The following is a 14,349-nucleotide window of genomic DNA, read 5'->3' as shown; positions in this document are numbered from 1 at the left end:
AATTGACTTCGCCCATGCTCGATCACGAGCTGTTTGAGGCGGGTTGCGCCGAGGCCATCACTGAAACACCGGTTTTCCCGATGCGTCCTTGACCTTGGTCTTCCATTGCGCGCGGATTTCCGACACGACCGAATCCGGCAGCGATATGTAGTCGAGATCGCTGGCGGCCTGCCCGCCGTTCTTGAACGCCCAGTCGAAGAACTTCAGCGTTGCCGCGCCTTGCGCCGGCTTGTCCTGCGTCGCATGCAGCAGCACGAAGGTCGCGCCGACGACCGGCCACGCGTCCTTGCCGGGCTCGTTCGTCAGGATCTGGTAGAAGGACGTCTTCCAGTCCGCGCCCGTGGCGGCCGCCTTGAAGGTTTCGGTCTTCGGCGCAACCACGGTACCGGCCGAATTCTTCAGGCTGGTATAGATCATGTTGTTTTGCTTCGCATATGCCCACTCGACGTAACCGACCGCGCCCGGCAGGCGTTGCACGAACGCGGCAACGCCGTCATTGCCCTTGCCGCCCGTACCGGTCGGCCAGTTCACCGTCGTGCCTTCGCCGATCTTCGACTTCCACTCCGGGTTCACCTTCGACAGAAAGTTCGTCCAGATGAAGCTCGTGCCCGAACCGTCGGCGCGGCGCACCACGGCGATGTCCGAATCTGGCAGCTTCATACCCGGATTCAGCGCGGCGATCGCCGGATCGTTCCATTTCTTGATCTTGTTCAGATAGATGTCGCCAAGCACGGCACCCGACAGAATGAGTTGACCCGGCTTCACGCCGGGCAGGTTCACGACCGGCACGACGCCGCCGACCACGGTCGGGAATTGGAACAGGCCAGTCTTCGCCAGTTCGTCGTCCTTCATCGGCGCATCGGAACCTGCGAAATCAACGGTCTTCGCGAGGATCTGCTTGATGCCGCCCGCTGAACCGATGCCTTGGTAGTTGACCTTGCCGCCTCCCGCCTTTTGGTAGGCGTCAGCCCACTTGTTATAGATCGGGGCCGCAAAAGTGCTGCCCGCGCCGGTGATGTTGACGGTTTGCGCTTGCGCGGCCGCGAGCGGTAGAGCAACGGCAAGAACTGCAATTCCTCGTTTGAACAGCATGGTTTGCCTCCACGAGATTGACTGACCGGTTCAATGGTTACAGCAAGCTACGCGCCGCGATCCCTCACTTGCGCATTCCGCAGGCCCGGCGTGCCTCATCGCCGCGTCGAGCCTTGCCATCGGCTCGAACGTCTAAACTTAGGCGGTTCGAATGACATTTCGTTGACAACTGCGGCGCGGCGTTCAGACGGTCTGATTGCGGCGTCGTTCAGCAATGCGGTTGGCTTTGTCGCGTTGAAGGATGGAATCTCACGGACAGGCTTCGGCTTCTGCATAGTACCGGTTCGGCGCGGGAAAAACTCCGGTGATGACTTCGATCAGAAAGGGGCCGTCATATTGACAAGCTTCACTCAATACGCCATCAAGCTCGTCGATGCGCTCAACCGCGCGCGCGGCCACACCGATCGATGATGCAAAAGCCGACCAGCTATGACAGGGCAACTTGGTGAACTGCTCTGAAATCGAACCACTCCTGATAGCGTCGATATGGATTGCGCCATGCGCGGCGTTATTCAGAACCACGTAGATTACCTTCACGCCGTATCGAGCCGCAGTCTGAATCTCCATGCCGTGCATCATCATGCAGCCATCGCCCGTCACCACGACACACGGGCGTTCTGGGGCCGCGAGCTTGACGCCGATTCCGGCTGCGATGGCCCAGCCCATCGGGGCGAGCGAGCTCGACGAAAAGTAGTTGCCCTTACCTGACGACAGCCAGTAATGGGCCATGAAGATGCGGTGGGCTCCGGAATCCACCACGACGTTGCTGTCCTTCGGCAGCATCCGGCACAAGTGCTTAACTACGTCTCCAGGATATAGCGCTTCGTCACCGCTGGAATCTCGGGCTCCTAACTGCTCGAACCGGTGGTCGTACAGGGGGGTCTCGTTGATCTCGGCAATCCACCCCTTTCTTCTTTGCAGTGCCTGCGGCAGCCCGGGAGGGTTGTCCGCGGCTTTCTGGGCCAGCAACCGGAAGCTCGCGGAAATTCCGGAGAAGATTCCTTGACGCGAAATGTGCCCCATCGCCGGTGAATCGAAGCTGTCATCAAAGATGAATAGCTCCTTCCCCCCTGTCAGCCTCCTGCTCCAGTTCATGCTGTCTCGCTGGTTCAGGTCGCTACCAAACACGACTAGTACATCAAGTTCGTCGGAGTTGATCACCCGTGCAGCGCGCGAATGACTTGAAAATCCGTACACACCTAGTGCAAGGGCATGTTGCTCAGGAAATGCACCTTTTCCCGATAGTGTCGTTGCGACTGGAATGTGAAAGCCTTCGGCAACCTCGAGAAGAAGCTTTGCAGTTTCCGCATCATTGCCGCGACTTCCGACCAGAAACGCGACTCTCTTCGACTGAAACAGATACTGATCGCACAGCGCATCCAGAGCGGCGCGGTTCGCGGGCACTTCGCACGCGTTAAATTCGCGGTGAGCGTAGGGTTGCCGTGCCACGTCCTGACCGGGCAGGACGTCCTGCTTTTGAACGTCTACGGGAATACTGATGAATGACTGCGCTCGACGCATCCAGTTCAACCCTTCGGTCGCACGACGCATCTCGGCCTGAGTATTTTCCTTGTTCTTTAGCTCGACGATATCCGTCACCAGACTTCTGACCACGCCGCTTTCAAAAATGCCTCCGGGCGTGGCATCCTGGAACGCCCCTTTACCTTCAGCATGCGACGAGATCCCGCCGGCAATATAGAGCATCGGAATCCGGTCTGCGTGAGCGGCCGCCATGCCGGGAACGAAATTCATCGTGCCTGGGCCGGAAATCCCTGCGCAAACGCCGAATTTCCGGCTGGCGCGGGCATAGCCATCGGCCATGAAAGCACTGCCAGTCTCATGAGCGCCTACGATTCCGCGAATCAAAGGGGAGTTGTCGATTGCGTCCAGCAGCGGATAGATCAGTTTTCCCGGGACCAGGAACACGTGGTCTATTCCGGCGGACTCCAACGAGTTCACAACCATTGTCGAGACATTGAGCGGAGCGTTTGATCCCATAGTTTTGGTTACGATCTCACGAGTTACCGTTAATCGAATCTCACCGCTGCGCATCTGCCCGTCACGCGCTGCATGTCGGAGCGGCACGAGACGAGATCGGCGATGGCCAGTGCGGAGACGGCGAGACGACATTCAAGGCGCTGCACGTCGAGTGCAGTCGCGCATCACGCTATTTCCTCGAACCCGCTTGACCGGCGGGCCCGGGTGTCTCCGTCCACAATCACACGCCCTGGCTGCACTGTTGATCATCCACGCTGCCTCCGTGCCTGAGGCAGTCGCCGCGGCGAATTGATAGCCGTCCGGCGCACGTGTATCGCGGATCTTCGCCCGCTCGACTCCCGCGGGGCTGGCACGCGCCGACGGTATGAATCGACGTCATCCAGCACCCGGAACCGGTCGGAATCGCTCAGAATTTCTGCCAGTCCGTCTCAGTCGCGGCGGCGACGACTACCGGACCTTCTGAAGAGGGGACTGGTCTCCTCGCAACCTTTGCCGGTGTTACAGCAGAGGACGGGGCGCGGTTCAGGGCCGTCCGTTGCGGTACTGCCGCTTGCGTCGTCGCTCGCGATGAAGCAGCCTTCTCGCCGTTGACCTTGAAAAATGCGACCGTCTTGCGCAGGCTTTCCGCTTGCCGTGCCATTGTCTGGGCTGCCGCCGACGCCTCCTCGACAAGCGCAGCGTTTTGCTGTGTGACCTGGTCCATCTGGTTGACTGCCTGATTGACCTGTTCGATACCCGTGCTTTGCTCGCTCGATGCCGACGAGATTTCGCCCACGATGTCGGTCACGCGCTTCACTGACTGCACGATTTCCTTGATCGCACCGCCCGCTTCTTCGACGAGCATCGAGCCTGCCTCCACCCGGCTGACAGAGTCCGAGATCAACTCCTTGATTTCCTTCGCGGCAGTCGCACTGCGCTGCGCGAGCGTGCGGACTTCGCCCGCAACGACAGCGAAGCCCCGTCCCTGTTCTCCCGCGCGGGCCGCTTCGACCGCTGCGTTCAGCGCGAGGATGTTGGTCTGGAAGGCGATGCCTTCGATGACGCCGATAATCTCGGACATCGTGGCCGAGCTGGTGGAGATGTCACGCATTGTGTCCACCACGCGCCCGACGATCTCGCCGCCATGTTGCGCGACGCTCGAGGCTGTGCCGGCGAGCGTGGCAGCCTGCGTTGCATTGTCCGTGTTGTGGCGGACCGCCGCAGTCAGTTCCTCCATGCTGGAAGCCGTTTCTTCGAGCGACGCCGCCTGTTGCTCCGTGCGACTCGACAGATCCAGATTGCCTTGTGCGATCTGCGCACTCGCAGTCGCAACACCTTCGGCGTTCTCGCGCACCTCTGATACGACCTGCACCAGGGCGTCGCACATGGCTTTCAGCGACGCCATCAGGCTGTTCGTGTCGCCTGGCCGCAGGGCGATACTGATGTTCAGGTCGCCGGCCGCCACGCTTCTGGCCACAGCAGCAGCCGTCGCCGGCTCCGTACCCAGTTGCCGCGTTACGCTACGCATCATCCATATGCCAATTCCCACGCCGATCGACACGGACATCGCCACGAAGATCAGCATCAGATTTCGACCCTGCTCGTACACGGCATCGTTGGATTCAGCTGTCCGTTGCGCGTCGGCCTGTTTCAGGGCAACCAGATTGCCCATCAGCACGAGGGTCTTGAAGCCTTTGTGGTGGTACTCGCCCAGCATGTATTCGGTCAGGCTGTCCCGATCCCCTAACGCCGCCGCGTTGATCTTGCCTTTCATTTCATTGAAGGCCTGGATGTAGTCCTGCCAACCTTGATCGAGGTCGGCGAACGTAGCCTTGCCTTTGTCGGTATAGACGAGCGGCTCCGCCTGATTGAGGTGCTCACGTGCCGAGGCAAGGGCCTTGTCAGCCTGATCGAGCGAGCCAGCCCGCTGTGCGGCCGTCGTGGCCAGAACCGCGTTGCGCAGATAGGTGCCGACTCGCAGTACGTCGGTGTTGGCCTGCTGTATCAGGTTGAGCCCGACAAGGTCCTGCCGATACGTCTTGTCTGCGTTCGCACTGATCTGCGCCATGTTGCGCAGCCCGATCCCGCTGACAACAGCGCTGATGATCGAAACCAGGATGAAAGCGCTGATCAGCTTGGCGCCGAGTTTCATATTGCCGAAAGTCATAGTTCGCTTTGTTGAGAATGTCAGAACCCGAACGGATAAGCCGGTTCATCACCGCTTTGGCGCCCGCTGTAACACAAGGCCATGCCGATGCGAAACGCAGTGCCGGACGTAACTGGTTATCGGCAACACGCTCCATTTCTTCAGATGAATAACGGGGTCATCGCAAAGATTTTTTTACATCCCTGAAAGAGAGCAGGAGTGCTCTATTCTGAGCCGATGAAAGTGCCGATCGGTGCACGCACTCGTGCCGCCCGCACTTGTTTGGTGCGAAGCTTTCGGTCGCCCCTAACATGCACGCTCTATATCTTTAGCTAAATATAATATTTATCGTTTGCATAACGCGGTGATAGCCTGAATTCGTCCCGCAGGCGTGCACCGCATCACGTCTGCTTCCGCTTCCATTTCTCCATCGAAACGAATATCCGGAAAGGAGCTACCGTGAGCGTCGAATTCATCGGCATGATCCAGCAACGCAAGGTCTCGGAGACGCATGCTCCGCAAGGTCCCGCGATCGACACCGATTACGTGCGCGGATTCGCGCAAGCCCACGAAAACGCGGGCTTCGACCGCATCCTCGTGCCCCACAGTTCGACCAGTCCCGACGCGACCATCACGATCGCCTATGCGGCGAGCGTGACGTCGCGCGTGCATTTCATGCTCGCACATCGGCCGGGCTTCGTCGCGCCGACTTTGGCCGCGCGTCAGCTTGCGACGCTCGATCATTTTTCCGGCGGCCGCCTCGCGGTGCACTTCATCTCCGGCGGCAGCGACGAAGAGCAGCGGCGCGACGGTGACTTTCTGAGCCATGACGAGCGTTACGCGCGCACCGACGAGTATCTGCAGATCTTGCGCCGGGTCTGGACCGAAGAGCGCCCGTTCGATCACGAAGGCCGTTTCTACCGCTTCGAAAAAGCCTTCTCCGATGTGAAGCCGAAACAGACGCCCCACGTGCCGATCTTTTTCGGTGGTGCGTCGGAACCCGCGCTCGCAGTCGCGGGCAAATACGCGGACGTCTACGCGCTGTGGGGCGAATCGAAACAGCAGGTCCACGAGCAGATCATGCGCGTGCGAGCCGAAGCCGCGAAACATGGCCGTAGCGTGCGCTTTTCGGTGTCGTTCCGGCCGATCCTCGCGTCGACGGAAAAAGCCGCGTGGGAGCGCGCCGAACACATTCTCGACGAGACGCGCCGGCTGCGCGTCGAGCAAGGCTTCGCGCGCGGCGGCCCGCAGCAAAGCGAAGGCGCGCGGCGTCTGCTAGCGGCGGGCGGCGACGGCGTGCGCGCGGACGAGCGTCTGTGGACCGCGGTCGCCAGGGAGATCGGCGGCCGTTCGAATTCGACGGCGCTCGTCGGCACACCGGCACAGGTCGCACAAACGCTCGCCGAATATCAGGCGCTCGGCGTCACGACGTTCCTGATCCGCGGCTTCGACCCGCTCGAAGACGCGATCGACTACGGCCGCGAACTGATTCCCGCCACGCGCGAACTAACGTCGCGCGCCCGCCATGCGGCGTAACCGGAGCGCGACGACCTCATGAGCACCGTACTCGCCGATACGCCCTCGCTTGCGTTGCGCTCCACCCCGCTGCGCAAATTCTGGTTCGACGACGAAGCCGAGCCGCCCCGCTCGCTCGCGCAGGAGCGCCTGCACCGGCAACAGCGCCTCGCCGGCGCGTTCCGTCTATTCGCGCGTTACGGCTTCGCGCAAGGTCTCGCCGGTCACATCACCGCGCGCGATCCCGAATGGACCGATCATTTCTGGGTCAATCCGCTTGGCCGGCATTTCGGCCGCATTTGCGTGTCGGATCTGTTGCTCGTCAACAGTCACGGCGAGATCGTGATCGGCGACGGTCCCGTCAATCAGGCCGCGTTCGCGATTCATGCGGCGATTCACGACGCACGTCCCGACGTGGTGGCCGCCGCGCACACGCATTCCCTGTATGGCAAGGCATGGTCGACGCTCGGGCGCAAGCTCGATCCATTGACGCAGGATTCCTGCGCGTTCTACGAAGACCATGCGCTGTTCGGCGACTTTCGCGGCGTCGTGCTCGACACCTCCGAAGGCGCGCGCATTGCGGACGCGCTCGGCTCGCACAAGGCCGTGATCCTGAAGAACCACGGCGTCCTGACGGCCGGTCCTTCCGTGGAAGCGGCCGCGTGGTGGTACATCGCGCTCGACAACGCGTGCCATGCCCAACTGCTCGCGCAGGCGGCCGGCACGCCGCAGCCGATCCCGCACGACATGGCGGCCCTCACGCATCAGCAGGTCGGCCGCGCGAACGGCGCGCGACACGCGTTCGACAGCCTGTATGAAGGGCTCGTCGAAGCCGAACCGGAACTGCTCGACTGATGGCCATTCACAAACTGCGGCGCTTTGTCGGCGACATCGCGGCACTCGTCGATTCCGGCGTGAACGAAACCGCATTGCTCGAACAAGGCGCACACGCGCTGCGCGAACTGATCCGAGTCGACGACTGGCTGCCGGACGCATACGTGCAGCCGTCCGTCGAGCGCTATCGACAATTCCTGTTGTATGCCGATGCGCGCCAGCGCTTCAGCGTCGTCAGCTTCGTGTGGGGACCGGGCCAGCAGACGCCGATTCACGACCATACGGTGTGGGGCTTGATCGGCGTGCTGCGCGGCGCTGAACTCGCCGCGCCGTACACCCGCGACGAAGGCACGCTGCGTCAGACGGGCGCCGAAGTGCGCCTTGAAGCCGGCGACGTCGAAGCGGTATCGCCGGCGATTGGCGACATTCATCGCGTGCGCAACGCCTACGACGACCGCACGTCGATCGGCATTCACGTGTACGGCGCGAACATCGGCGCGGTGCGCCGCTCGACGTACACGCCCGATGGCCTGCCGAAGCCTTTCATCTCCGGTTATTCGAACGACACCCTCCCCAACCTGTGGGACCTCAGCAAGGAACAGCATCACTGATGACGACCTATCCGGTTCGCACCTACGAAGACGTGCGCGAAGCGCTGCTCGCGCGCCGTGAGATCGCGCTGCTGGACGTGCGCGAAGAAGACCCGCATGCGCAGGCTCATCCGCTGTTCGCGGCCAATTTTCCGCTGTCGAAACTCGAACTCGACGCCTATACGCGTCTGCCGCGCCGCGACGTGCCGATCGTTCTGCTCGACGCCGGTGAAGGACTTGCCGCGCGCGCCGCCGACAAGCTGACGGCGCTCGGCTATACACAGGTCGCGTTGCTCGCGGGCGGCCTCGACGGCTGGATTCGCGCCGGCGGCGAGGTGTTTCGCGACGTCAACGTGCCGAGCAAGGCGTTTGGCGAATTCGTCGAAGCGCATCGGCACACGCCGTCTTTGTCGGCCGAGGCCGTCGAGACGCTGCTCGCCGATGGCGACGACGTCGTCGTGCTCGATGCACGGCGTTTCGACGAATACCAGACGATGAACATCCCCGGCAGCGTCAGCGTGCCCGGCGCCGAACTCGTGCTGCGCGCGCGTGCGCTCGCGCCGGACCCGAACACGCGCGTGATCGTCAATTGCGCGGGACGCACGCGCAGCATCATCGGCGCGCAGTCGCTCGTCAACGCGGGGTTGCCGAATCCGGTGGCGGCGCTGCGCAACGGCACGATCGGCTGGACGCTCGCGGGACAGTCGCTCGAACATGGCGGCAACCGGCAGTTCGATCCGCAAGCAGGGCTCGACGCGAACAATCTCGCCGCTTCACGTGGCGCGGCGCGCGCGCTCGCGGACCGCGCGGGCGTAAGCCGCACGACACTCGACGAAGCCGCGCGCTGGGCCGCCCGAAGCGTCGGGCACCGTCTATCGCTTCGACGTGCGCACGCCCGCCGAATACGAACGCGCGCATGCGCCCGGCTTTCAGGCCGCACCGGGCGGCCAGCTCGTGCAGGAAACCGAGATGTTCGCCCCCGTGCGCGGCGCGCGCGTCGTGCTGTTCGACGACGACGGCGTGCGCGCGAACATGACGGCCTCATGGCTCGCGCAAATGAACCTCGACGTGTATGTCGTCGAGGGGGCGACGCCGCAAGAACTGAGCGCGAGCGGCGCATGGCGCGGCGCGAAGCCAGAGCCGGCGCCCACACCTACCGTGTCCGCTGAAGAACTGGCCACGCTCCTTGCAGACCCAGCGAGCGGCACTGTCGTGATCGACGTGACAACTAGCGCGAGTCATGTGAAAGCCCATATTCCGGGCGCCTGGTGGCTCGTGCGATCGCGACTGTCCAACACCGTCGACGATCTGCGCACGCTCCCCGATGCGAAACGCTACGTGGTCACGTGCGCGACGAGTACGCTCGCGCCGTTCGCGGCACCGGAGATTGCCGCGCTGACGGGCAAGCCCGTGCAGGTGCTCGAAGGCGGCACGTCCGCGTGGATTCGCGCGGGCCAGCCGACCGAAACCGGCGACGCTCATCTCGCGTCGCCGCGCATCGATCGTTACCGGCGTCCGTACGAGGGTACCGACAACGCGCGTGCGGCGATGAACGCGTATCTGGAATGGGAGTACGGCCTCGTCGCGCAGCTCGAGCGCGATGGCACGCATGGCTTTTTCGTGATCTGATCGACGGATTCAACGCGGGCGCCGCATCAAGCGCGCGCCCGCATCGTCGTTGTTATGCCGCGCGCGACAGGCGCGCTGCCCTGAAGCTCTGCTCGACGCTTTCCGACAGCACGGCGAGCGCCGATTGCATCTTGCCGAGCGCGCGCGACCTGACGATCCACACCGCGATCTCGGGCTTGAAGTCGCTGACCTGAATCACGTCGAGCTGCGCGGCATGCGCACTGATGCGCAACAATGGCAGCGGAACCAGCCCCAACCCGACGCCATCGGCGACGAGGCCCAGTTGCAGTTCCGTGCCGAGCGTTTCGAGGTTGAGCTTCAGGGCGTAGCCTTGCGCGGCAAGCGCCTGCTGCAGCCCCGCCCGAAAACCGCAGCCGTCGGGATTCAGCACCCACCCCTGAGACTGGCATTCGGCCAGTGTATGTATGCGCTTTTTCAGACTCCCCTTTTGCGCGACGACAGCGAGCTTCAGTTCGCCGAGCGTTTCTCCGGCCAACGCATCGGGCAACACGCGATTAGCCGGCAACAGCACGATTGCGGCATCGAGTTCGCCGTCCTCGAGCTTCTGCAGCAACGGACTGCCCCAGCCCGTCGACACGCGCGCCCGCAACTCCGGATGCGCGCCGCGCAGCGCATGCAACGACTTCAGCATCGCGACGTCGGCGACCGTCTGCGCGACGCCGAGGCGCAGCACGCCGGCAAGCGGTGCGTCGTCGGTGACGAGATGCCTGAGCGCATCGACTTCACGGACGATCGCGCGGCACTGCTCGTACACGGCGCGGCCCATCGGCGTGGTCTTCAGCGGCTTGGTGTTGCGGTCGAGCAGTTCGACGCCGAGCGCTTCCTCGAAGTTCTGGATGCGTCGCGTGACGGCGGGCTGCGTCAGCGCGAGAGAATCGGCGGCCTGACTCAGCGACTGGCTGCGCACGACGGCGACGAAGGCCTCGATTTCATCGAGTTTCATGGAATGTTGTGTCCCTGGATGAAACGTTGAACGGTGCGCACACGCATGACCTTTGCATGAGCTTAGCGTGTCGACGCACCGATGTTCAAGCGGCGCGCGCTTTCCTCGCTCGCATATTAACAAAGCAGAACAATGCGTTTGCCCTATAAAACGCGCGTACGTATCGTGTGCTTTTCCACATGGTCCCGCGCGTTCTTCCCATGTCCTCTATTGCGAATCGCTTTCTACTGAAGTTTTCCGGTCTTCTGCTCGGCGCGCTCGGCGCGCTCTTACCCTTTGCGGCGATGGCCGATTCCACGCTCAAGGTCGGCGACCAGCAGTTGCAGACTCGCGGCATTCTCGAAGCGTCTGGACAACTGAACAATCTTCCGTACAAGATCGAATGGTTCAACTTCCCGGCCGCGCAACCGCTCGGCGAAGCGCTCAATGCGGGCGCGATCGACGTCGGCGGTCTCGGCGATGCGCCGCTGATCTTCGCCTACGCCGCGGGCGCGCGGGTGCGCGCGGTGGCGGCGACCCGCTCGATACCGCGCGACCTCGCGATCGTCGTGCCCGACGGCTCGCCGATCAAAACGGCTGCCGATCTGAAGGGCAAGCGCATTGCGACGACGCGCGGCTCGATCGGCCACTACCTCGCGATCGCCACGCTGGAGCGCGCCGGCATCAAGCTGTCCGACGTGTCGCTGCGTTTCATGCAGCCGGCCGATGCGAAAGCGGCGCTCGCGTCGGGCAACGTCGATGCATGGTCCACGTGGGACCCGTACGTCGCGCTCGCCGAGCAAAAGGATCATGACCGCAGCATCGCCAACGGCATCGATCTTTCGTCGGGACTCAGTTTTCAGGCGGCGACGCAGACGTCGATCAAGCACAAGCACGCGGAAATCGCCGATTTCCTGAAACGCGTCGCCGCCGGCCAGCGCTGGGCGCTCGCGCATCCGGACGAAGTCGCCGCGATGCAATCGAAGGTGACCGGCTTGCCGCCCGACGTGCTGAAAACGGTCTACCAGCGCGCGCAACTGCACCCCGTTGCGATCGACGACGGCCTGATCGCCGAGCAGCAAAAGACCGCGGACCTGTATCACCGCGCGGACGTGATCAAGACGCGCCTCGATGTCACGCCAAGCTTCGACCGGCGATTTCCGCTCGACGCGCGATGACATCGCAGGCATCCAGGCAACCCGCAAGCGCAACCCATCCCCTCACGATGACGAGCCGTCCCCCTGATAGCGCGCTTGCCGAAGCCGAGCGCGACGCCGCCGCGCTCGATGCGCTCACCGATCTCGACAGTCCGCAGGCCGGCGCGTGGCTCGACGCGCTGACCCGCGAGTTCGCGGCTGGCGCGGCCGCGCTCGACGCAGGCCCGCTGTTCCCGCACGACAACCTCGCGCGCCTGCGTCGCGCGGGGCTGCTGTCGCTGACCGTGCCGCGCGCGCTCGGCGGACGCGAGGCCACGCTCGCGCAAACGCTGCGCGTGGTCGGCGCGGTCGCGCGCGGGGAGCCGTCGACGGCGTTGATCCTCGTCATGCAATGCCTGTATCACCTGCGTCTACAAGCCAATCCGAACTGGCCTGCCGCGCTGAAGGAGCGCATCGCGCGCGATGCCGTCGAGCGTGGCGCGCTGATCAACTCGCTGCGAGTCGAGCCCGAGCTCGGTTCGCCGTCGCGCGGCGGCCTGCCCGCGACGATCGGACGGCGCGAAGACAATCACTGGCTGCTGAACGGCAGCAAGCTCTATTCGACCGGCAGCCCGGGCCTCACATGGTTTGCGGTTTGGGGCCGCACGGACGAGGCGTCGCCGCGCGTCGGTACATGGCTCGTGCATCGCGACACGCCGGGTATCCGCTTCGGCGAGCCCTGGAATCATCTGGGCATGCGCGCGACCGGCAGCCACGAGGTGATCTTCGACAACGTGCGCGTGCCGCTCGACCACGCGGTCGATTTACAACCGCCGCAACAGGCCGCCGGCATGGACCCGCTAACCGGCGTCTGGATGAACGTGCTGCTGCCGTCGATCTACGACGGCGTCGCGCGGGCCGCGCGCGACTGGTTCGTGCAATGGGCCGCGCAGCGCGCGCCCTCCGGGCTCAACGCGCCGCTGTCGAGCCTCGAGCGGTTTCAGCAGACGGCGGGCCGCATTGACGCGCTGTTGTTCAACAACCGCGCGCTGCTCGATGCGGGCGCGGCCGGTCTCGTCGATGCGGCGCAAGCGCCGGCGATCAAGTATCTGGTCAGCCAGCACGCGATCGAAGCCGTGCAGCTCGCGCTCGAAGCGAGCGGCAATCCGGGGCTGAGCCGCAACAACCCGCTGGAGCGCCACTATCGCGACGTGCTGTGTGCGCGCATTCATACGCCGCAGAACGATACGGTGCTCGGCAATCTCGGGCGCTCCGCCTTTGCGGGTGTTGCCTCTTCTTAGACTCGGCCGTGCGCGAAGCGCGCGTCGTCTTGTCCATTTCATTAGGAGAATCCACGGATGAGCATCGAATTCATCGGCTACGTGAGCCATCAGGAATCTAGCGAAATCCACTTGCCGAAAGGTCCGGCCGTCAATCCGGCCTATATCGCCGCGCTCGCGCAGGCACACGAATATGGCGCCTTCGATCGCGTGCTGATCGCGCATTCGAGCGCATCGCCCGATGGCTTCCAGATCGCGTCGTTCGTCGCGCAACAGACGAAACGCCTCGGCATCCTGCTCGCGCATCGGCCTGGTTTCGTTGCACCGACGCTGGCCGCGCGGCAGTTCGCGACGCTCGATCACTTCAGCGCGGGGCGAACGGCAGTGCACATCATCTCGGGCGGCGACGACGTCGAGCAGCAGCGCGACGGTGACTACCTGTCGCACGACGAACGCTACCGACGCACCAATGAATACCTCGACGTCGTCAAACGTTCATGGACGAGCGACGCGCCGTTCGATCACGCGGGCGCGTTCTACCGCGTGAGCGGCCACAAGTCGCAGATCCGGCCGCTGCAACAGCCTCATTTGCCCGTGTACTTCGGCGGTTCGTCCGATGCGGCGATCGACGTGGCGGGCAAGCATGCGGATGTCTACGCTCTGTGGGGCGAATCGCTCGCGGCCGTCGAGGAGACCATCGCGAAGGTGCGTCAAGCAGCCGCACGTCATGGACGCGACGAGCACATTCGCTTCAGCCTGTCGCTGCGCCCCATCATCGCCACGACCGAAGACGCCGCGTGGAGGCTTGCCGAATCCATACTCGCGCGCGCGAAAGACGTGGTCGCCGCGTCGCCGAATTTCACGCGGCGGCCGAAGGACCCGAAGAATGTCGGCTCGCGGCGGCTCCTGGCCGAGGCAAACAAGGGCAATGTCGTCGATCAACGTCTTTGGACCGGCATCACGGCACTCACGCGCGCGGCGGGCAATTCGACGTCGCTCGTGGGCACGCCTCAACAGGTGTGCGACGCGCTGCTCGAATATCACAAGCTCGGCGTATCGACGTTCCTGATCCGCGGCTTCGACCCACTCGAAGACGCGCTCGCTTATGGCCGCGATCTGCTCCCGCTCGTACGCGGCGCTGTCGCGCAACGACAAGGCGCAGCCGAAGCGATTCCGGCGTAAGCGCTACCCGATTCGTAATACGGCG

At 63.6% G+C, this 14,349-nt stretch carries 10 protein-coding genes and 1 pseudogene; 7 read left to right on the top strand and 4 right to left on the bottom strand.

What is annotated here, in order from left to right; genetic code table 11:
- Window positions 1-57: 57 nt before the first annotated feature.
- The 3 genes from pstS to OKW41_RS19070 all read right to left on the bottom strand — a co-directional run bounded on the left by pstS (window position 58) and on the right by OKW41_RS19070 (window position 5,236).
- The gene (gene pstS / locus OKW41_RS19080; RefSeq protein ID WP_429573605.1) at window positions 58-1,092 is read right to left on the bottom strand and encodes a phosphate ABC transporter substrate-binding protein PstS; all 1,035 of its coding nucleotides are present in this window, start codon (window positions 1,090-1,092) and stop codon (window positions 58-60) included.
- 249 nt (window positions 1,093-1,341) lie between these two features.
- On the bottom strand, window positions 1,342-3,057 hold the full coding sequence (locus OKW41_RS19075; protein WP_429574341.1) for a thiamine pyrophosphate-binding protein: 1,716 nt from the start codon (window positions 3,055-3,057) through the stop codon (window positions 1,342-1,344).
- A gap of 439 nt (window positions 3,058-3,496) precedes the next feature.
- Window positions 3,497-5,236, bottom strand: a complete 1,740-nt coding sequence (locus OKW41_RS19070) for a methyl-accepting chemotaxis protein (RefSeq protein ID WP_429573604.1) — start codon at window positions 5,234-5,236, stop codon at window positions 3,497-3,499.
- Window positions 5,237-5,674: 438 nt separating this feature from the next.
- Between OKW41_RS19070 and OKW41_RS19065 the strand changes: the two genes are divergently transcribed.
- The 4 genes and pseudogenes from OKW41_RS19065 (at window position 5,675) to OKW41_RS19050 (ending at window position 9,783) form a co-directional block, all read left to right on the top strand.
- Complete coding sequence (locus OKW41_RS19065; protein WP_429573603.1) at window positions 5,675-6,751, top strand: LLM class flavin-dependent oxidoreductase; 1,077 nt, start codon at window positions 5,675-5,677, stop codon at window positions 6,749-6,751.
- Between the two features lie 18 nt (window positions 6,752-6,769).
- On the top strand, window positions 6,770-7,585 hold the full coding sequence (locus OKW41_RS19060) for a class II aldolase/adducin family protein (protein WP_429573602.1): 816 nt from the start codon (window positions 6,770-6,772) through the stop codon (window positions 7,583-7,585).
- Window positions 7,585-8,175, top strand: a complete 591-nt coding sequence (locus OKW41_RS19055) for a cysteine dioxygenase (RefSeq protein ID WP_429573601.1) — start codon at window positions 7,585-7,587, stop codon at window positions 8,173-8,175. Before OKW41_RS19060 ends, OKW41_RS19055 begins: the two co-directional genes overlap by 1 nt.
- Window positions 8,175-9,783 (top strand): annotated as a pseudogene (locus OKW41_RS19050) (rhodanese-related sulfurtransferase). The gene OKW41_RS19055 and the pseudogene OKW41_RS19050 overlap by 1 nt, the downstream one beginning before the upstream one ends.
- Before the next feature lie 52 nt (window positions 9,784-9,835).
- Here OKW41_RS19050 and OKW41_RS19045 read toward each other — a convergent pair.
- Window positions 9,836-10,747 (bottom strand): LysR family transcriptional regulator, encoded by a 912-nt coding sequence (locus tag OKW41_RS19045; protein WP_429573600.1) that lies wholly within the window; start codon window positions 10,745-10,747, stop codon window positions 9,836-9,838.
- A 200-nt stretch (window positions 10,748-10,947) separates the two neighbouring features.
- On the opposite strand from OKW41_RS19045, the gene OKW41_RS19040 reads away from it, so the two are divergent.
- The 3 genes from OKW41_RS19040 to OKW41_RS19030 are packed head-to-tail and all read left to right on the top strand — an operon-like array spanning window position 10,948 to window position 14,324.
- Window positions 10,948-11,904 (top strand): ABC transporter substrate-binding protein, encoded by a 957-nt coding sequence (locus tag OKW41_RS19040; RefSeq protein ID WP_429573599.1) that lies wholly within the window; start codon window positions 10,948-10,950, stop codon window positions 11,902-11,904.
- Between the two features lie 47 nt (window positions 11,905-11,951).
- Entirely contained in the window at window positions 11,952-13,163 is a 1,212-nt protein-coding gene (locus OKW41_RS19035; RefSeq protein WP_429573598.1) for an acyl-CoA dehydrogenase family protein, read from the top strand.
- Between the two features lie 57 nt (window positions 13,164-13,220).
- Window positions 13,221-14,324, top strand: coding sequence for an LLM class flavin-dependent oxidoreductase (locus tag OKW41_RS19030; protein ID WP_429573597.1), 1,104 nt, complete (start codon window positions 13,221-13,223; stop codon window positions 14,322-14,324).
- Window positions 14,325-14,349: the final 25 nt, after the last annotated feature.

Source organism: Paraburkholderia sp. UCT70, assembly GCF_050434085.1.
GTDB classification, from domain to species: Bacteria; Pseudomonadota; Gammaproteobacteria; order Burkholderiales; family Burkholderiaceae; genus Paraburkholderia; species Paraburkholderia tuberum.
This window is presented reverse-complemented; position numbering and strand designations above follow the sequence as displayed.

What these genes read in the sequence shown, in the direction of transcription:
- pstS (WP_429573605.1), bottom strand. Translation starts at nt 1,092, where the DNA reads ATGCTGTTCAAACGAGGAATTGCAGTTCTTGCCGTTGCTCTACCGCTC.
- OKW41_RS19075 (WP_429574341.1), bottom strand. Translation starts at nt 3,057, where the DNA reads ATGGTTGTGAACTCGTTGGAGTCCGCCGGAATAGACCACGTGTTCCTG.
- OKW41_RS19070 (WP_429573604.1), bottom strand. Translation starts at nt 5,236, where the DNA reads ATGACTTTCGGCAATATGAAACTCGGCGCCAAGCTGATCAGCGCTTTC.
- OKW41_RS19060 (WP_429573602.1), top strand. Translation starts at nt 6,770, where the DNA reads ATGAGCACCGTACTCGCCGATACGCCCTCGCTTGCGTTGCGCTCCACC.
- OKW41_RS19055 (WP_429573601.1), top strand. Translation starts at nt 7,585, where the DNA reads ATGGCCATTCACAAACTGCGGCGCTTTGTCGGCGACATCGCGGCACTC.
- OKW41_RS19045 (WP_429573600.1), bottom strand. Translation starts at nt 10,747, where the DNA reads ATGAAACTCGATGAAATCGAGGCCTTCGTCGCCGTCGTGCGCAGCCAG.
- OKW41_RS19040 (WP_429573599.1), top strand. Translation starts at nt 10,948, where the DNA reads ATGTCCTCTATTGCGAATCGCTTTCTACTGAAGTTTTCCGGTCTTCTG.
- OKW41_RS19035 (WP_429573598.1), top strand. Translation starts at nt 11,952, where the DNA reads ATGACGAGCCGTCCCCCTGATAGCGCGCTTGCCGAAGCCGAGCGCGAC.
- OKW41_RS19030 (WP_429573597.1), top strand. Translation starts at nt 13,221, where the DNA reads ATGAGCATCGAATTCATCGGCTACGTGAGCCATCAGGAATCTAGCGAA.